The following is an 18,197-nucleotide window of genomic DNA, read 5'->3' as shown; positions in this document are numbered from 1 at the left end:
TTTTCCGGCGCGTCAACGCTACTTCGCCTTCTTTTTGGCGCCGTTGTCGCCCGATTCCAGTCCGCTGCCGGCACGATCTACCGATTCGCAAAATTCGGCTTCCGCTTCTCGGCAAAGGCCGCCATGCCTTCCTTCTGGTCGTCGAGCGCAAACAGCGAATGAAACAGCCGGCGCTCGAACCGCAGCCCTTCGGCCAGTGTCGTTTCATAGGCGCGGTTGACGGCCTCTTTCGCCATCATCACCGACGGCAGCGAAAAATCGGCTATCTTGGCCGCCGCTTTCAACGCTTCCTCGATCAACTCGCCGGCAGGCACGACGCGCGACACCAGGCCGCAACGCTCGGCCTCCGCCGCATCCATCATTCGCCCGGTCAGGCACATGTCCATCGCCTTCGACTTGCCGACGAAGCGGGTCAGGCGCTGCGATCCGCCCATGCCCGGCATGACGCCGAGCGTGATCTCGGGCTGGCCGAACTTGGCGTTGTCGGCGGCAATGATGAAATCGCACATCATCGCCAGTTCGCAGCCGCCGCCGAGCGCATAGCCGGCCACCGCCGCGATAACAGGCTTGCGCGCGCGGGTGAACTCTTCCCACCCGACAAAGAAATCCTGCACATAGGCGTCGGCAAAGGAGATCGCCTGCATTTCCTTGATGTCCGCACCCGCGGCGAAGGCCTTTTCGGAACCGGTGATGACCATCGCGCCGATGTCGGCATTCGCACAGAAGCCGTTCACGGCCGCGACCACTTCCGCCAGAACCTCGGAGTTCAACGCATTGAGCGCCTTCGGCCGGTTCAGCGTGATCAGCCCGACCTTGCCACGGGTTTCCACGATGATCGTTTCATAGGCCATGACTGTATCTCCTCGCTCGGTCATCTAGCTTACATCCGGCGTGCAACTCTCGCGGTTCACACCTGACAGGTCCGGCAATAGAACGTGGAACGCCCGCTTTGCACGGCGCGCTCTATGTGGCCGCCGCAGCCGTGCTTGGGGCAGGGTTCACCCTCCCGATCATAGACCGCGAAGGAATGCTGGAAATAGCCCAGCGATCCGTCGGTCTGCACATAATCGCGCAGCGACGATCCGCCGGCGGCGATTGCGTCGGCGATCACTGCGCGGATTGCTTCGGCCAAGGCGTCGCTCTGCTGTTTGGCAGTCTTTCCAGGTTTTGCGATGGTGCCCGCCTCGCGCAGCGGCGACAGGCCGGCACGCCACAGGGCCTCCGACACATAGATATTGCCGAGCCCGGCGATCAGCTGCTGATCGAGAAGTGCTGCCTTCAGCGGCGCCCTCCGGCCCTTCAGCAGCGAGGCGAGCAGCCTGCCGTCCAACGCATTGCCTGTCGGCTCGACGCCCAGCCCCGCCAGCATCGGATGCGTGTCGGGCGCCCCTTCCGAAAACAGCATGAAGCCGAAGCGGCGCGGGTCGTTGAAGATTACGCGCGATCGGCCGCCGCCGGGAGAAACGACATGGAAGACGACATGGTCGTGCACTGCGCTTTTGGAGCGCTCGTGATAAAACACGCCCAACATTTCGCTGCTATCGGGCATTTCGCTGTCATCAGACATTTCGATGCGGAACGAACCCGACATGCCGAGATGGCAGATCAGCACCGGACCGCCTTCCAGATGCATCGTCAAGTATTTGGCCCGGCGACCGAGCGCCGTAATCGTCTTGCCGGTCAGCCTCTCCAAGAATTTCTCGGGAAACGGAAAGCGCAAGTCGGGCCGGCGTGCCTCGACGCGGGCGATGCGGGCGCCTTCCAGGACCGGCTGCAGGCCGCGCCGGACCGTTTCTACCTCAGGCAACTCGGGCATGGCCGCCTATCGTTGCATAGAAGGAAGTGCCATGTTGGCCGCGTGCCAGCCCGAGATGTTCGGCGACGGTTTCGCCGATGTCGGCGAAGGTGGTTCTGAGGCCGATGTCGCCGCCAAAACCCGGTCCCGTGCCGATCACCGGAATGCGTTCGCGCGTATGATCGGTGCCGTGCCAGGTTGGATCGTTGCCATGGTCGGCGGTAAGGATGAGAAGATCGCCGCGCCTCAGCCTTGCAAGTGCCTCCGGCAGCCGACGGTCGAAGGCCTCGAGCGCGGCGGCATAGCCGGCAACGTCGCGCCGATGGCCGAACTCGGTGTCGAAATCGACGAAATTGGCAAAGACAAGGTCGCCGTCGCCCGCATCATCCATCGCGCCGAGCGCCTTGTCGAACATCGCCATGTTGCCGGCGGCTTTGCGCACTTCCGAAATGCCGCGATGGGCGAAGATGTCGCCGATCTTGCCGACCGCTATAACCCGGCCGCCGCGCGCCGTCAGCCGGTCGAGCAGGGTTGGTTCGGGCGGCGGCACCGAATAGTCCCGGCGATTGTGCGTCCGTTCGAAGCTGGCGGCGGTTTCGCCAATGAAAGGCCGCGCGATCACCCGTCCGACGTTCAGCGGATCGACCTGCCTGCGCACCACCTTGCAGAACTCGTAAAGCCGCTCCAACCCGAAGTGGACTTCATGCGCGGCGATCTGCAGGACGGAGTCGACCGAAGTGTAGCAGATCGGTTTGCCGGTGCGGATATGGTCCTCGCCGAACCGCTCGATGATCTCGGTGCCCGGGGCATGGCAGTTGCCGAGAATGCCCGGCACTCCTCCTTCGCGGATGATCGCTTCGGTCAGGTCGGCTGGAAAGGCGGGAACCGTGTTCGGGAAATAACCCCAGTCGAAGCGGACTGGTAAGGCAGCGATTTCCCAATGGCCCGATGGCGTGTCCTTGCCGCTCGAAATCTCCTGCGCCGCGCCATGGAAGGCGGAGGCGAGCTTGGCCTTGCCGCCATTGTCGCTGCTTAATCCTATCGCGGTTTTCGCCGCGTGACCGAGACCGAGCGAGAGCATGTTGGGCACGAAAAGCGGCCCTTTGCGAAGCCCCTCGTGATCCGCCTGGCCTTGCGCGCAGGCTCTGGCGATGTGTCCGAACGTGTTGGAACCGGCGTCGCCATAGCGCTCGGCGTCGGCTGCGCCGCCGATGCCGAAGGAATCGAGAACGAAAAGGAAGGCGCGCGCCATTGCAGGGCTTCATTATTGTTGTTTGTCTGCCCAGACATAGGGTTCCGCGCCGCCCTTGGCAATTCGGAACCAGGCGGCTTGGCGCGATAGTTGAGATGTGGCGAAATGCCGGCGTGGGCATGGTCACAAAAACAGCGAGGGGAGCACATGAGGCGTGCCTTGAAGGCCTCTGCGGCCATCATGACGATGCTGGGCGCGTCCTGGTCAAGTCAGGTGCATGCCGATTGGCGGGACGACGTCGGCACGTTTCGTGTCGGCATCGTTGCTGGGTCCGACGCTGGCAACACCGTTCCGGGTCTGGCGCTGTTGACGGATGCCTACACCAAGGCGCTGGGCATGAAGGTGGAATTTATCGTTGCCCGCGACTATGCGGCGCTGATCGAGGCGCAGGCCAATGCTCGCATCGAATATGCGGTCTATTCGGCGACCGCATACGCCACCGCATCCGAACGCTGCAAATGCGTCGAGCCTCTTGTGGCGCCTGTCGATTCGGGTGGCGCGATCGGCATCCGCTCCGTTCTGCTGACTCGGGACGGCAAAGTTCGCGATCTTGCCGCGATGGAAGCGCATCGGGTCGCCATAGCGCCTGCGGACAGTGTCGGCGGTTCTCTCCTGCCGCTTGCCGGGCTGGCCGCCGAAGGTGTCAAGGTCGCCGAAGATGCGCCATTTCTGATACACGCCGGTTCGGCTGCGGCGGCTGAAACGATGCTGGTCGAGGGAAAGGCCGATGCCATGTTCGGCTGGGCGCCGGCGGCGGCCGATAATAGGCCGGACGTCACGGGCGGTACGGTGGCCAGGCTGGAAGTGGCAGGGCTTTCGAAGGCAGCACTTCAGGTCGTGTGGACGTCTGGCCTGCTGAGATATGGTCCCCATGCCGTCCGCAGCGATCTCGACCCCGAAGCCAAACGGCGGCTCACCGTGTTTCTTATCAATCTCAGATCGACGTCGCCGGATGCATACGACCTTCTGGAGCAGAAACATTCCGGCGGCTTCTCCGTCGCCAGCCCGAAGGATTACGCGATGGCCGCAGCCATCGTGCGCCTGGTGTCAGGCAACGGCCAATAGCAATGGAGTCGGCGCCGTCGTTTCAGCAGGTGCCGCAGGGGATCGTCGGGCTCCCGCGGGGCCTGAGATAATAGGTTTCGCCCATCGATATCGAGCTGAAAGCCGAACTCAATCCAATCCGCTTCTCACTGTCCGCCGACCAGGTGATGATCGGTTCGTATGCAAGATTGCTTTCGACGCGAATGAGAAAGGTGCCCTTGATCTCGAGCGCCGGTGGAACCGTCGTAATGGATTTCTTGGCAGCGCCAGCGCTAAAAGCGCTGCCGACCATCTTGCGAGACGAAAAGACCTTTACATGAGGTGGCGTTTCGTGAGTGACCTCTATATCCGTGATGGTGATTTCCTGTTTCTAAAGGTTGTAGGGCTGAAGGGTGGAGTTGCCGATCTGCATGATCGCATCGAGTTCGGCTGCCTCGACGGTCCGCTGCTGGGTGACGAGATCTGCGACCATGCTGCCGATGCGACTGACCTTCTTGCTGGTCTCGATAGCTTGCGAGGCTTCCAGGGTCATGAAGTACATGATCAACAGGACGGGTACGATAAAGGCAAACTCAATGGCCGCGACACCACGGCTATCGCAGCAGAACCGAATGGCTTTCGTGCCAATCCCAACCGTCCCAAAAAATGCCCCCACGCGCGCCATTCCCTCGTCCCTTTCCATTCACACAACGATGCGGTTTCAGTTGTCGAACGGCTCGTTTTGCCAGGTCACCGACGCGAAATGCAGCGTTTTGCTGTCTTTCAGATTGGCCATCGACTTGGCCATGAAATCGGTCATGACGGGCCATTTGTAAAAAACCCGCAGCATGTTTATTGACTCAGCTGGGCCCGGGGATACCGTGAATGTCGCGGGGTCCGTGCCCGTCAACACGATGTCGCCGTCTTGATTGATCTTGAAGCCCGCCTTGGCCGCATCGGCGAAGGCCGGATATTCGCGCAGATCCACCTCCAATCCGGGACAGTCTTTGGCAACCATGATCTCCAGCCGGCTGCAGATCATGGTCTTCAGCGTGGCCTCGTTCATGTCGGCTGCCTTATCTTGGCCCGTCCGCAGCCGGCGCGCGACATCGTCGGTGATGTTGGCCATCACCTCTTGCCCGGCAAATGAAATGCAGCTCTCCAATATGGCAAAGACTAGGAGCGCAAACGGCACGGCAAGAAAGGCGAACTCCAAAGCCGTGCTGCCGCGCCGGTCGCCAAGGAATCGCGCCGAAAAGCTTGCTCGTCCTGCCTTGCTCATGTCCCGTGCCTGCCGATCCTGAAGGGGTGTCGGCGGGAACATTAGTGGAAACCCATTGAAGTGCGGTTTGGATGATCGCTAAATTTGACGGAATGCTTTTAACCGGTTGATAACGGAGCGGTATTTCAGCGGGGCGAAATCACCCAGTCGCTATCTGCCGGCGCTCATCTCGGCTTCGGAGGCCTTCTCCGCATCGCTTTTATACGAGCTTTCGCAATACGGTGTGCAGGACATGGTCTGTATTTCGGCACGCCGATAGATGCGCACCGAGGACGCGTCCTGTCGCACCACGGTGATCTGCTCGTCAACGATCGGACGGCCCTCTTGATCGAGGACGACGAGGTTGGTGACACCAAAGCCTTTGCCGGTCAGCACGATCGTCGAAGCATCCTGCACGGAGGCATCGGCGATCGCCGGATTGCCGACGACGATCGTATCTGCGGCCCTCGACAATTTGACGATCTTCGCCTGGTTCATCGTGACCTCGATGCCGGCGCCAGCCTTGGCCGGCAAGACGAAGGCCGCGGCAGCAAGAAGCGCGGCAATCGGAAGGGACGATCTCGGCCCGGTCATTCAAGCGCTCCACGGCGGCAAATTGCTCAACGGAAGATGAACGAGATTGGTGAAGCAACAGTTAACGGCGGCAACCGCGATGATGTCGGGATCGGCGTCGTGATCGCCTCGAGCGGGTCGTCCCTTTGCCAAGTCGCCAAATTGCGCCTTTCGCGGCGTTGATGCGCCTGTCGGGTCCATGAGGCGTCACTTACATACGGTTAACCACGCAATGTCATCGAACCCCGAAAGGAATCGGTAAGACTGTTTATTAAGCCGATCGAAAGAGCTTCTCCATAGATTGGCAATATCCGATCAGCCGCCAAGAGAAGTTGACGGAATTGCTGTAACACCTGGAGTAGGAGCTCTCGAATGTCTAATCTCATTGCACGTTTTGTGAAGGACGAATCCGGCGCGACCGCTATCGAATACGGTCTGATCGCCGCTCTCATCGCACTCGCCATCATGGTCGGCGCCGGCGCGCTGGGCGATAGCATTAACGCCAAGTTCACCGATATCTCCGATACGGTGGGCGATGTCGCCGTCCCCGCTGCCCCCGCCCCGTAATAAACAACGACGTTTAGTTGTTTTCCGGATAAGGGCCGCCTGACAGGCGGCCCTTATTTAATCCTATCGCTCGATTTGAGTTTTCGGCCTCATCAATCGTTAATCGAGCATACCTAGCTTTAAGACCAGCTATAGTTCGCCCACAGGCGCCGCACCGATGCTTGAAGCCCTGATTTTTGTCGTCTTTCCGTTCTGCATGCTTTTTGCCGCGATCTCCGACATGCTGTCGATGACGATCGCCAATCGCGTGCCGGTTCTGCTTGTGGCCGTCTTTGCCCTAGTCGCGCCGTTGACGGGCATGGACTGGGCTACCTATGGCTGGCATTTTGCCGCCGGTGGCATGGTTCTCGCGGTGACGTTCGGTCTGTTTGCGCTCGGCGGCATGGGAGGTGGCGATGCCAAGCTGCTGGCGGCCACCGCCCTCTGGATGGGACTCAATGTCCATCTCGTTCAATATCTTGTAGCCTCGGCATTCATCGGCGGGTTGCTGACGCTCGCCATACTCGTCTATCGCAAATCCCCGCTCGCAACCGTTACAAGCCACAATCCGTTCTTACGCCACTTGGCGGATGGTACGGCTGGCGTTCCCTATGGCATCGCGCTCGGCATTGGCGGCTTGCTCACCTTTCCGAATTCGCCATTGATGGCATGGGCACTCGCAAGGCTGGCGGCCTAGTTTCTCGCCGCCATACGTCCCTCGTCAGACCTCCAGTATTCGAACTGGCTTTGGAGCCGGCCGCCTGCCCGCCTTTTCAGGGCCGGGAGACGATGCCTCAAATTTATGTAAACGTTAAATTAATCACGATCGTAAGCATTATATTAACCTTGTTTTGACGATTGCCGCTGCAAGGTCCGGCTTGGCTAGGTGGTTTGCCAAGGACGAGGTTCGGACAGATGCCAGCATCCCGACTGATCATACTGGGCGTGGCGGTGGCTGCGGCGGGTGGTGCAGGATACGTTGCGAAGAACATGGCGGTTCCGCCGCCTCAAATCGTCGATTCCGGCCCCTCGGCGCCGGCAATCGCGCTGCAGGACGTGCTTGTCCTGTCTGGCGACGTTCCGATGGGCAGCCCGCTTGAGAACAATGTCAGCTGGCAGTCCTGGCCGGCCGACGGCATCAACGCGAATTTCATCACCCGCGCCGCGGAACCCGAAGCGCTGGAGAAGCTGAAAGGCGGTGTCGCCCGTGTGGCGTTGTATGCCGGCGAGCCGTTGCGGCGCTCCAAGCTGATTGGCGAGGGACAAAGCTTCATGTCGTCGATCCTGCCTTCCGGCATGCGGGCCGTCGCCACAGCGGTATCGGCCGACACTTCGGCCGGCGGCTTCATTCTTCCCAACGATTTCGTCGACGTCATTATGACCCGCAGAGCAGACGCCGGCGGTGGCGGCAGCGGCTTTACGACCGAAACCATCCTCAAGAACATTCGCGTCTTGGCAATCGACCAGACGATCCAGGAGGACGAGGAAGGCAAGAGGACCAGGGTCGGCCAGACCGCCACGCTGGAGCTGACGCCGCAGCAGGCGGAGATCATCACAGTGGCCCAGCAGATGGCGGATCGCCTGACATTGGCGCTGCGGTCGATCAGCGACACACAGGAGAAAAACCTGGGCGAAGCCGACTATCTCGTTTCCGGCAATGGGCGTCGCGGAACGGTACGATTGATCAAGTCGGGCGAAGTTTCCGAAGTGGGGGCAAGGCAATGAGGCTAAACGCTGGACTGCCCGTCACCCTGGCTGCGGCAATCGGCCTGTTTGTCCTTGGAACGGGCGTGCCTGGTGTCGTCGATGCGAATGCGGCTGGCAAAAATGCCGAGGTTACGGCTTCGACCGCCACCCAGCACGTCAAGCTCGGTCTCAACAAATCGGTGGTCATCGATCTGCCGAGCGATGCCTATGATATTCTCGTCGCCAACCCGGCGGTCGCCGACGCGGTGACCCGTACCGCCAGGCGTATCTATCTGTTCGGAAAAGCAGTGGGCGACACCAACATTTTCGTCTTCGGCCCAAATGGCGAACAGATCGTCAGCCTGGATCTGGCGGTCGAACGCGACGTCGCCGGGCTGGAAGACTATATCCGACGCTTCATCCCGTCATCGACCATCCAGGTCGAATTGCTGAACGACAACGTCGTCCTGACCGGAACCGTGGACACGCCCCTGGACGCCAAGCGCGCGGTCGATCTGGCCACCATTTTCGTGTCCGGCGGTGAAGCGACCACGGGACAATATTCGCAGACCGCCTCCGGCGGCTCGTCCGAAGGCGGTGTCGACATCGACAACCCGGATTCCGAGCGTCGAGTCAGCAAGATCGTCAACCTGCTGCAGATCATCGGCGACGACCAGGTGACGCTGAAGGTGACGGTTGCGGAAGTCAGCCGCTCGGTGATGAAGCAGCTCGGCGTCAACATGATTGGCGACGGCAGCAGCAACGGCATCAGCTGGGGCGCAGTAAGCGACAATTTCACCGGTTTAGGCAAGTCGCTGTCGAACTCGGGTCTCGCTATCGGCAGCTCGACGCTGCAGGCCTACATCAACGCCATGGAACAGTCAGGTGTCATGAAAACCCTGGCCGAGCCAACATTGACGGCCGTATCCGGCGAGAAGGCGACCTTCAAAGTCGGCGGCGAATATAATATGGTGACCAGCGTTTCCCAAGCCGTATCAAACGATAACCAGACCGGTTTGAAGACCTATTCAGTCGAGAAGATCGAATATGGCATTGGCCTGGAATTCCAGCCGGTGGTGCTATCTCCTGGCCGCATCAGCCTGAAGGTCAGGACGTCGGTTTCCGAGCCGACAACGGAAGGATCAGCATCTTTGTCCGAGGGCGTAGTAAGCCCCGGCATGAACGCCCTCTCGCTCCGCAAACGCTTGGCCGACACGACGGTGGAACTGCCTTCGGGCGGCTCGATGATGATTGCCGGCCTTGTCCGCGACGATCTCAGGCAAGCCGTCAACGGCTTGCCCGGACTGACCAAGATTCCAGTGCTCGGTGCTCTCTTCCGCAGCAGGGATTTCGTCCGCAACGAGACCGAACTCGTTATCATCATCACGCCCTACCTGGTGAAGCCGGTGGCACGCAACGCTCTTGCCAAGCCGGACGACAATTTCAACGCTGCCAGCGATGGCGCCGGCATGTTCCTTGGTCGGGTCAATCGGGTCTACGGCACCATGCAGACTGACAAGCCCAACGGCCGCTATCACGGCGTCGTCGGCTTCATCTACAAGTGAGCGGGGAAGCGGACATGTCTCAGTCAGCGTCGAAACCAAGGACGATCATTGCAGCGATGCGGCTCGGCCGTTCGCGACACTACCGGCCGGCCATTCCGCTCCTGGCGATTGCGGTCGCGGCATTGCTTGCGGGCTGCGCCAAGCGGGACAGCATCACGGTTGGTGCCGTTCCGGACGACTATCGCACCACCCATCCGATCGTGATCGCTGAGAAGATCCAGAAGATCGACCTTCCGGTCGGCGCCGGCGATCGCGGCATGACCGGTTCTCAGCGCGACACGCTTCTGGGTTTCTTGGACGGCTACGACAAAAGCGCCGCTCCTGCCCTGACGATTTCGATCCCGAGCGGTTCGGCCAACGAGATTGCCGCCACCGCGGCCGGTCGCGATTTCGCCAGGCTTGCGATTGCCAGCGGCATCAGCCGGAACCGGATCGTCATGACCACCTATCAGTCGGCTTCGGCCGAAGCGTCCGCGCCGATCCGCGTCGCCTTTGTCTCGGTGAAGGCCCAGACGGACGGATGCGGGCGCTGGCCCGAAGATCTGCTGGAGACGTCGGAAAACAAGCACTACGCCGATTTCGGCTGCTCCTATCAGAACAATCTTGCCGCCCAGATGGCCAACCCGGCTGATCTGATCGGGCCGCGCAAGCAATCCGATATCGACGCGGAAAATCGCGGCGAGGTGATCGACGTCTATCGCCAGCGAGGCATTTCGGACGAGTTCCTCGGCAATTCGGAAGTTGAGTATTGAGCTTGAGCAGCCCAGGTCACGGAAAGAAATGACAATGAGCAATCTTGCCTACGACGCGGCGATAGACGGCAGCGAAACCTCGCTGCGGGACATGACCGCCATGCAGGCGTTGCGGCCGATTCCGCGCATTTCGATCCAGGCATTTTGCGAGACCGAGGGCGTCGCCAATCCGGTCGAGCGCGCCGGCGAAGATCGCCGCATGACCAAGACCCATCTGAAAGTCCATATGGGCGGCATCGCCACCGCCATCGAATTTTACCAGTCGGCGCCGACACCGAACCTGATCCTGCTGGAATCGCGCAGTGAGCCGACGCAATTGCTCGAGCAACTCACGCAACTCTCCGAATATTGCGATCCGACCTCGAAGGTCGTGGTCATCGGCCACTACAATGATGTCGGGCTTTACCGCGAGCTCATCCGGTCCGGCATTTCCGAATATGTCATCGCGCCGGTGTCGATGGCCGATATTGTCAGCGTTATATCGTCGATTTTCGTTGATCCGGAAGCCGAGCCGATCGGCCGCTCGATCGCCTTCATAGGCGCCAAGGGTGGCGTCGGCTCCTCGACCATCGCCCACAATGTGGCCTGGGCGATGTCGTCCCTGTTCAAGTCCGAAGTGGTTGTCGCCGATCTCGACCTGGCGTTCGGAACGGCCAACATCAATTTCGATCAGGATCCGGCCCAAGGCATTGCCGAGGCTGTCTTCTCACCGGAGCGCGTCGACGAGGTCTATCTTGACCGGCTGCTTGCCCAGTGCGCCGAGCACCTGTCGCTGCTTGCAGCACCCTCAACGCTAGATCGGGTCTACGACTTCGATCCAGAAGCCTTCACGCAGCTTATCGACATGGCCCAGCGCAGCGTACCGCTTCTGGTGCTCGACGTCCCGCATATCTGGACAGGCTGGACCAAGAACACGCTGACCAAAGCCGATGACATCGTGATCACGGCGACGCCGGAGCTGGCCAATCTGCGCAACGCCAAGAATCTGGTCGACATGTTCAAACGGCTTCGCCCGAACGATCCGCCGCCCAAGCTGATCATCAATCAGGCGGGCGTGCCAAAGCGTCCGGAGATTGCCTCATCCGACTTCGCCGACTCGCTCGGCCTGTCGCCAATGTCGGTCATTCCATTCGAGCCGCTGCTGTTTGGAAACGCCGCCAACAACGGGCGCATGCTCGGCGAAATGGATGCGAGAAATCAGGTGGTTGGCACCATCAACGAGATCGCACACGTTTTGACCGGGCGCAGCGAAATCAAGGCAAGAAAGAAAGCGGGCCTCGGCAATCTCCTTGGCAAGCTTTCGCGCAGCAAGAAATGATGTTTCCCCGGCGGAATTGGTAGTCGATCATGTTTGGCAAAAGAGGTAGCGACGACGGCAGCCGGTTCACCCCGGAATTCCGTCAGCCGGCACCTGCGTCTGGCGCGCCGCCGGTAAGTCCTGCAGAAACGTCGGTTCTTGCCAGGCCCGCGCCGTTGCTCGGCGCGTCTGCCGCACCGCCTGCGCGCCGCGTCGTCGAGGCGCCGGAGCCGCCGAAAAGAATCCAGCGCGAAAAGAGCGAAACCTATTACGATACCAAGAGCCAGGTCTTCTCGGCGCTCATCGACACGATCGACCTGTCGCAACTCGCCAAGCTCGATCCCGAAAGCGCACGCGAGGAAATCCGCGACATCGTCAACGACATCATCGCGATCAAGAATTTCGCGATGTCGATTTCCGAGCAGGAAGAGCTGCTCGAGGATATCTGCAATGACGTCCTGGGTTACGGCCCGTTGGAGCCACTGCTCGCCCGCGACGACATCGCCGACATCATGGTCAACGGTTCCAAGGACGTCTACATCGAGGTCAACGGCAAGGTCGAGCAGACCGGCATTCGTTTTCGCGACAACCAGCAGCTGCTCAACATCTGTCAGCGCATCGTCAGCCAGGTTGGCCGCCGCGTCGACGAATCGAGTCCGATCTGCGACGCACGCCTTCCTGATGGCTCCCGCGTCAACGTCATTGCGCCGCCGCTCGCCCTCGACGGCGCCGCGCTCACAATCCGCAAGTTCAAGAAGGACAAGCTGACGCTCGATCAGCTGGTCAAGTTCGGCGCCATTTCCCCGCATGGCGCGGAGATTCTCAAGATCATCGGCCGCGTCCGCTGCAACATCGTCATTTCGGGCGGCACCGGCTCGGGTAAGACGACGCTGCTCAACTGCCTGACCAATTATATCGACCGCGACGAGCGCGTTATCACCTGCGAGGACTCGGCCGAGCTACAATTGCAGCAGCCGCATGTCGTGCGCCTGGAAACCCGCCCCCCAAACCTCGAAGGTGAGGGCGAGGTGACTATGCGCGATCTGGTCAAGAACTGCCTGCGCATGCGCCCCGAGCGCATCATCGTCGGCGAAGTGCGCGGACCTGAAGTGTTCGATCTTCTGCAGGCGATGAACACCGGCCATGACGGCTCGATGGGCACGATCCACTCGAACAGCCCGCGCGAATGCCTGAACCGTATCGAATCGATGATCGCAATGGGCGGCTATACGCTGCCGCAAAAAACCGTGCGTGAAATCGTAGTCGGTTCCGTCGATGTGATCATACAGGCCGCACGCCTGCGCGACGGATCGCGGCGCATCACCCACATCACCGAGGTGATCGGAATGGAGGGCGATGTCATCGTCACGCAGGACATCGTGCTCTACAACATAAAAGGCGAAGACGCGAACGGCAGGCTGCTGGGCGAGCACGTGTCGACAGGCATTGGTCGTCCGCATTTCTGGGAGCGCGCCCGCTACTATGGCGAGGAACAGCGCCTCGCTATTGCGCTCGAGGCGATGGAGAAACGCGCTGACTGATGCATTCGAAGGCGTAGGGGCTAAGATCGATGTTCGGAGTTGACGGCACCGTATTGGCGTTCGTCGTGCTCGCTGGCTTCAGCGCCGGCGCGGTCGCCTATGCATTCCTGTTCAACCGGATCAGCACCGAGAAGCAAGTCGGAAGGCGGCTTGAAACGATCAAGACCGCAGAAACTGACGGTGCCGTCGTCAAGGCCTCGCGCGATCGCGTGGCGGAAGCGGCCAAGCGGCGCAAATCGGTCCAGGATTCGCTGAAGGAACTCGAACAGAGGCAGAAAACCAGCCAGAGCATCGTTAAGAAGCCGCCACTCAAGGCCCAGATCCGTCAGGCGGGCATGAAGGTCTCGCTCGAGCGCTTCTATCTCTACTCGGCCGTCTGCGGCGTCGTCCTGACATTTTTTGTTTATTTCATAGGTGCGCCGCTGCTTGTCTTGCCTTGTGTGCTGCTGGTCGGCGGCCTCGGCCTGCCGCGCTGGTTCGTCTCGTTTTGCCGGGCGCGCCGGATCAAGGCGTTCCTCAACGAATTTCCGAACGCGCTCGACATCATTGTTCGTGCTGTCAAATCAGGCTTGCCGATGAACGACGCCGTCCGCCTGATCGCCAACGAATCTCCCGAACCGGTCAAGTCCGAGTTTCGCCGCATCGTCGATTCGCAGCAGATGGGCCTGTCGATCCCCGATGCAAGCTTGCGCATGGCCGAGACGATGCCATGCTCGGAAGCGAGTTTCTTCGGCATCGTCATCCAGATCCAGTCCCAGGCAGGCGGCAATCTTTCCGAGGCGCTGGGCAATCTTTCACGCGTGCTTCGTGATCGCAAGAAAATGAAGGCCAAGGTTCAGGCGCTGTCCATGGAAGCGAAGGCGTCCGCGGTAATCATCGGCGCGTTGCCTTTCATCGTCGCCTTTCTCGTCTACCTGACGAGCCCGAACTACATCATGCCTCTGTTTACCACCAGCGTCGGCAATCTGATCCTCGGTTGCTCGGCGGTCTGGATGTCGATTGGCATCCTGGTGATGCGCAAGATGATGAACTTCGAAGTTTAGGACATCAAGCGCATGACTGAGAGCGTCATCAAAACCCTTACCGACCCGACATTCCTGATTGCCTTGCTGGTCGGCATCGCGGTGTTTGCGACCGTCTTCACGCTGCTGCCCGCGTTTGGCGGGAACCAGCTCAAGGCGCGCATGAAATCCGTGGCGCTGGAGCGCGAGGAATTGCGCGCCAAGCAGCGTGCGCGGCTTGCCGTCGAAGCCGATCGCCGCCGCAAGGGTCTGCGCGAGGAACAGTCGATCGGCATGCGCAATATTGTCGACCGGCTCGACCTGAGGCGAGCTCTCGCCGATGAGGGCACTTTGCAGAAACTCAAGGTGGCGGGCTTTCGCGGGCAGAATCCGCTGACGCGCTTCCTTTTCTTCCGCCTGGTTCTGCCCTTTGTCGGCTTCGCGCTGGCCGCAATGTACGTGTTCGTGGTCGGGGGTTTGCCGGAGCAGCCGGTTCTCGTCAAATTGTTCGTATGCGTCGTCGTCGCCTATGCGGGTTTTTATGCGCCGGTGCTCTATGTCAACAACCGCGCCACCAAGCGCAAGCAGTCGATCCAGATGGCGTGGCCGGACGCACTCGATCTGATGCTGATCTGCGTTGAATCAGGCATGTCTGTGGAGGCGGCGTTTCGCAAGGTCGCCGACGAGATCGGCGCGCAATCGGTGGCACTTGCCGAAGAGTTCATCCTGACGAATGCCGAGCTTTCCTACTTGCAGGAACGCAAGCAGGCCTACGAAAACCTTGCAAGCCGTACCGGCCTGGAGTCGGTCAGGTCGGTGGCGCAGGCGCTGGTCCAGGCCGAGCGCTACGGTACGCCAGTGGCGCATGCGCTGCGCGTGCTTGCCAGCGAAAGCCGCGACATGCGCATGAACGCTGCCGAGAAGAAGGCCGCGGCCTTGCCGCCGAAGCTCACCGTGCCGATGATCCTGTTCTTCTTGCCGGTGCTGTTCGCCATCATTCTAGGCCCCGCAGGCATCCAGGTGAGCCAGCGCGGCATCTTCGGTGATCCGTCGACATCCAGCGGCCAATAGTCTCGCCAGGCGACAATACATGCCAAAGCCGCGGTGCTGATGCAACGCGGCTTTGGTATTCCGGCATGAGTAACGGCGGACTGAGGCCGCTTCAATTGGTGGCAGGCTTTGCCTTGTCCTGGTCCTTGAGCTGGCTCCAGGCGTTCTGCTGGGCAAGCATCTGGCGAAGGTAAGCCACATTCGCCTGCGCCTGCTCGGCCGAGAGCTCCTGCGAAGCGATCTTCTCGGCCTCGTCGAAACGGCCCTGCAGGCCGACGACCAGCGCCAGGTTCTGGCGTACGCGGCTGTCGGCATTCGGCTGCTGTGCGGCCGAACGCATATAGGTTTCGGCCGTGCGCAGATCGCCTTCCAACACGTAGGACATGCCGAGATTCGAAAGGATCGAAGGTTCGTTCGGCTTGAGGTCCAGCGCCTTGCGATAATGCTGGCGCGCTTCGTCTCTCTGGCCGAGCTGGTCGAGAATCGCGGCTTCCGCCGACACCAGCTTCCAGTCGGGATATTCCGGCGTCTGTGCGCGCCGCACTGCGTCGAGTGCCGGCTCGAACTGTCCGTTGGCGGCGAGCGCCTTGCCATAGGCGGCGAGCACGTCGCGGTCCTTCGGCAGGGCGATCGCCAGCTTGCGCATCACGGCGAGCGACTGATCGGCGTCGCCATCCATTTGCAGCGCCGCCGCGTAGTTCGTCGCAATCCGTTTGTCGTTGGGGTTCTTGGCATAGGACTGGCCGAGCGTGATCGTCGCTTTGTGCAACTCGCCGGCCGACATGGTTTCCAGTGGTCTGCTGCTGGTGCGGCTGATCGAGCCGGTCGTGAGCTTGCTGGTTCCGCAGCCGGCGACGCTCGCTGCAAGCGCCATAATCAATGCCGTGGTGATCAGCCGCTTTCCCGTGGCGTTCATTATGCAGTTGGTCGGCATCGCATCAGGCCTCCATTCATAGACGTGGCCATTGCGTGGCCATCTTCCCTCCCGCAGAAATATTCTGTTAACCCTAATGGACAGTTAAGAAACGCCGAGTCAAAAGCCGGAGACCATTGAATGCCTGTCGAACTCGTCGAGAAGGAATTGAAGACCACGCTGCCGGTCCATCTGGTGGCGAAGGATGGGCTGGAGGCCGCAGGTCTTGCGTCGTCGACCCTTGCCTGGGCCAGGGCCAACGGCTTTTCCGGCGAGGCCGGCAGGACGCTCGTGATACCCAGCGAAAACGGCGCGCTTGCCGGAGCACTGTTTGGCACGGGCGATGGCGATGGCGCGCTTGCCGTCGGCGCGCTGGCGAGAGCCTTGCCGGAGGGCGACTGGCATTTCGCCTCGGCACTTGCCGAGCCGGAACTTGCGGCCATCGCGCTGGCGCTCGGTGGTTATGTCTTTACCCGCTACGGCAAGAAACCCGGCAAGGCCCTGCGTTTTTCGCTGCCGTCCGGCGCTGAAGCGGCGCGTGTTCGCCGGATCGCCGATGGCGTCTTCCTGACGCGCGATCTGGTCAATACCCCGACCAGCGACATGGGACCGGACGAGCTGGAGAAGGCGGTCCGGACCTTGGCTGAAAAGCACAAGGCCGAAATGTCGGTGACCAAGGGACACGATCTGCTCACGAAGAATTTCCCTATGATCCATGCGGTCGGCCGCGCATCGGTCGCCGCGCCGCGTCTGATCGACATGATTTGGGGGCCGAAGAACGCTCCGAAGGTGACGCTGGTCGGCAAGGGCGTCTGCTTCGACACCGGTGGTCTCGACATCAAGCCGTCCTCGGGCATGCTCTTGATGAAGAAGGACATGGGTGGCGCCGCCAATGTCTTGGGCCTTGCCGCGATGATCATGGCCGCCGGGCTGAACGTCCGGCTGCGTGTATTGATCCCGGCGGTCGAGAATTCGATTGCCGGCAACGCCTTCCGGCCCGGCGACGTGTTGGTGAGCCGCAAGGGCATCACCGTCGAGATCGGCAACACCGATGCGGAGGGGCGGCTGGTGCTGGCGGATGCCCTGTCGCTGGCCGACGATGACGAGCCGCAGCTGCTGATCGACATGGCAACCCTGACGGGGGCCGCGCGTGTCGCGCTCGGCCCCGACCTGCCGCCCTTCTACACCGGCGATGAAGCACTGGCGTCCGATCTGGCGGCGGCTTCCGCTGCGGTTGAGGATCCGCTATGGCGCATGCCGCTGTGGAAGCCTTATGACGCAAAGCTGTCCTCGAAGATCGCCGACATCAACAACATTACGTCAGACGGTTTCGCCGGTTCGATCACGGCGGCGCTGTTCCTGAGGCGCTTCGTCGAGAAGACCGTGGCCTGGGCGCATTTCGACATCTTCGCCTGGAACCCGTCCGATCGTCCGTACGGTCTCGCCGGCGGCGAGGCGCAAGGCATCCGGGCGCTGGAAAGGGTCATCTCGAATCGAAGCGCTTCGCCTGATGGCTGCTGCCCAACCAGAAATTCTTGAAACTGAAACGGAACCGAAACAATTTGCCGGCATGCTGGCTGGATGTCGATTTCCATGCGCCCGAGCCAAGCCTTGCGACTGTGGCAGCAAGTGATGCTGTCCCAGGTGCGCGACGACACGCCCGATCTCACCATGCGCCAGACGGCGATCCTGTTCACCATCTATCTCGACCCGCCGCCCCACACGGTGCGCGGGCTCGCTGCCCGGCTCAATGTCACCAAGCCGGTGATCACCCGCGCGCTCGATACTATGGGAGCGCTGAAGCTGGTATCCCGCCATCGCGACGAGCTCGACAAGCGCAACGTTCTGGTCAAGCGCACCGTCGAAGGTGCTCTCTTTGTCGAGCGCTTCGGCGATGTTATCATCGCCAGAGCCCAGGAACTTCCCATCTGACCGAACCGCC

At 61.0% G+C, this 18,197-nt stretch carries 19 protein-coding genes; 12 read left to right on the top strand and 7 right to left on the bottom strand.

The annotated features are described in order from the left end of the window. Positions 1-77: 77 nt before the first annotated feature. From NKH73_RS17620 to NKH73_RS17610, 3 genes are read right to left on the bottom strand one after another with little or no spacing between them, the layout of a single operon-like run. Positions 78-851, bottom strand: coding sequence for an enoyl-CoA hydratase (locus NKH73_RS17620; protein WP_352934001.1), 774 nt, complete (start codon positions 849-851; stop codon positions 78-80). A 56-nt stretch (positions 852-907) separates the two neighbouring features. Further along, a complete protein-coding gene (mutM, locus tag NKH73_RS17615) occupies positions 908-1,816 on the bottom strand; it encodes a bifunctional DNA-formamidopyrimidine glycosylase/DNA-(apurinic or apyrimidinic site) lyase (RefSeq protein WP_352933998.1) in 909 nt (302 codons plus the stop codon). Further along, on the bottom strand, positions 1,800-3,047 hold the full coding sequence (locus tag NKH73_RS17610; RefSeq protein ID WP_352933994.1) for a phosphopentomutase: 1,248 nt from the start codon (positions 3,045-3,047) through the stop codon (positions 1,800-1,802). The genes mutM and NKH73_RS17610 overlap by 17 nt, the downstream gene beginning before the upstream one ends. Positions 3,048-3,194: 147 nt before the next feature. Here NKH73_RS17610 and NKH73_RS17605 point away from each other — a divergent pair, with 147 nt between their 5' ends. Further along, complete coding sequence (locus NKH73_RS17605) at positions 3,195-4,112, top strand: phosphate/phosphite/phosphonate ABC transporter substrate-binding protein (protein ID WP_352933991.1); 918 nt, start codon at positions 3,195-3,197, stop codon at positions 4,110-4,112. A gap of 349 nt (positions 4,113-4,461) precedes the next feature. Here NKH73_RS17605 and NKH73_RS17600 read toward each other — a convergent pair whose 3' ends face one another. The 3 genes from NKH73_RS17600 to NKH73_RS17590 all read right to left on the bottom strand — a co-directional run bounded on the left by NKH73_RS17600 (position 4,462) and on the right by NKH73_RS17590 (position 5,925). Then, on the bottom strand, positions 4,462-4,755 hold the full coding sequence (locus NKH73_RS17600; RefSeq protein WP_352933988.1) for a TadE/TadG family type IV pilus assembly protein: 294 nt from the start codon (positions 4,753-4,755) through the stop codon (positions 4,462-4,464). Between the two features lie 36 nt (positions 4,756-4,791). Continuing rightward, entirely contained in the window at positions 4,792-5,352 is a 561-nt protein-coding gene (locus NKH73_RS17595) for a TadE/TadG family type IV pilus assembly protein (protein WP_352933985.1), read from the bottom strand. Between the two features lie 150 nt (positions 5,353-5,502). Then, a complete protein-coding gene (locus NKH73_RS17590) occupies positions 5,503-5,925 on the bottom strand; it encodes a pilus assembly protein N-terminal domain-containing protein (RefSeq protein WP_352933982.1) in 423 nt (140 codons plus the stop codon). Positions 5,926-6,276: 351 nt separating this feature from the next. Between NKH73_RS17590 and NKH73_RS17585 the strand changes: the two genes are divergently transcribed. The 9 genes from NKH73_RS17585 to NKH73_RS17545 all read left to right on the top strand — a co-directional run bounded on the left by NKH73_RS17585 (position 6,277) and on the right by NKH73_RS17545 (position 15,363). Further along, positions 6,277-6,471 carry a Flp family type IVb pilin gene (locus NKH73_RS17585; protein ID WP_352933979.1) on the top strand — a complete coding sequence of 65 codons (195 nt, stop codon included), beginning with the start codon at positions 6,277-6,279 and terminating at the stop codon, positions 6,469-6,471. 157 nt (positions 6,472-6,628) lie between these two features. Then, a complete protein-coding gene (locus tag NKH73_RS17580; RefSeq protein ID WP_352933976.1) occupies positions 6,629-7,147 on the top strand; it encodes an A24 family peptidase in 519 nt (172 codons plus the stop codon). A gap of 218 nt (positions 7,148-7,365) precedes the next feature. Continuing rightward, positions 7,366-8,175 carry a Flp pilus assembly protein CpaB gene (cpaB, locus tag NKH73_RS17575; protein ID WP_352933973.1) on the top strand — a complete coding sequence of 270 codons (810 nt, stop codon included), beginning with the start codon at positions 7,366-7,368 and terminating at the stop codon, positions 8,173-8,175. After that, positions 8,172-9,701: a type II and III secretion system protein family protein gene (locus tag NKH73_RS17570; RefSeq protein ID WP_352933970.1), complete on the top strand. Its 1,530-nt coding sequence runs from the start codon at positions 8,172-8,174 to the stop codon at positions 9,699-9,701. The genes cpaB and NKH73_RS17570 overlap by 4 nt, the downstream gene beginning before the upstream one ends. A 14-nt stretch (positions 9,702-9,715) precedes the next feature. Next, positions 9,716-10,453 (top strand): CpaD family pilus assembly protein, encoded by a 738-nt coding sequence (locus NKH73_RS17565; protein ID WP_352933967.1) that lies wholly within the window; start codon positions 9,716-9,718, stop codon positions 10,451-10,453. A 34-nt stretch (positions 10,454-10,487) separates the two neighbouring features. Continuing rightward, positions 10,488-11,771, top strand: a complete 1,284-nt coding sequence (locus NKH73_RS17560) for a CpaE/TadZ family protein (protein ID WP_352933964.1) — start codon at positions 10,488-10,490, stop codon at positions 11,769-11,771. Positions 11,772-11,800: 29 nt separating this feature from the next. After that, positions 11,801-13,291 carry a TadA family conjugal transfer-associated ATPase gene (locus NKH73_RS17555; protein WP_352933960.1) on the top strand — a complete coding sequence of 497 codons (1,491 nt, stop codon included), beginning with the start codon at positions 11,801-11,803 and terminating at the stop codon, positions 13,289-13,291. A 29-nt stretch (positions 13,292-13,320) separates the two neighbouring features. Further along, the gene (locus NKH73_RS17550) at positions 13,321-14,334 is read left to right on the top strand and encodes a type II secretion system F family protein (protein WP_352933957.1); all 1,014 of its coding nucleotides are present in this window, start codon (positions 13,321-13,323) and stop codon (positions 14,332-14,334) included. Positions 14,335-14,346: 12 nt separating this feature from the next. Next, complete coding sequence (locus tag NKH73_RS17545; RefSeq protein WP_352933954.1) at positions 14,347-15,363, top strand: type II secretion system F family protein; 1,017 nt, start codon at positions 14,347-14,349, stop codon at positions 15,361-15,363. 91 nt (positions 15,364-15,454) lie between these two features. Here the strand turns inward: NKH73_RS17545 and NKH73_RS17540 are convergent, their stop codons facing one another. Continuing rightward, a complete protein-coding gene (locus tag NKH73_RS17540) occupies positions 15,455-16,276 on the bottom strand; it encodes a tetratricopeptide repeat protein (protein ID WP_352933951.1) in 822 nt (273 codons plus the stop codon). 120 nt (positions 16,277-16,396) lie between these two features. Here NKH73_RS17540 and NKH73_RS17535 point away from each other — a divergent pair, with 120 nt between their 5' ends. Further along, entirely contained in the window at positions 16,397-17,794 is a 1,398-nt protein-coding gene (locus NKH73_RS17535; protein WP_352933948.1) for a leucyl aminopeptidase family protein, read from the top strand. 42 nt (positions 17,795-17,836) lie between these two features. Further along, positions 17,837-18,187: a MarR family winged helix-turn-helix transcriptional regulator gene (locus NKH73_RS17530; protein ID WP_095487941.1), complete on the top strand. Its 351-nt coding sequence runs from the start codon at positions 17,837-17,839 to the stop codon at positions 18,185-18,187. Positions 18,188-18,197 lie beyond the last annotated feature (10 nt).

It is taken from the genome of Mesorhizobium sp. M0938, assembly GCF_040319125.1.
GTDB lineage: Bacteria > Pseudomonadota > Alphaproteobacteria > Rhizobiales > Rhizobiaceae > Mesorhizobium > Mesorhizobium robiniae.
This window is presented reverse-complemented; position numbering and strand designations above follow the sequence as displayed.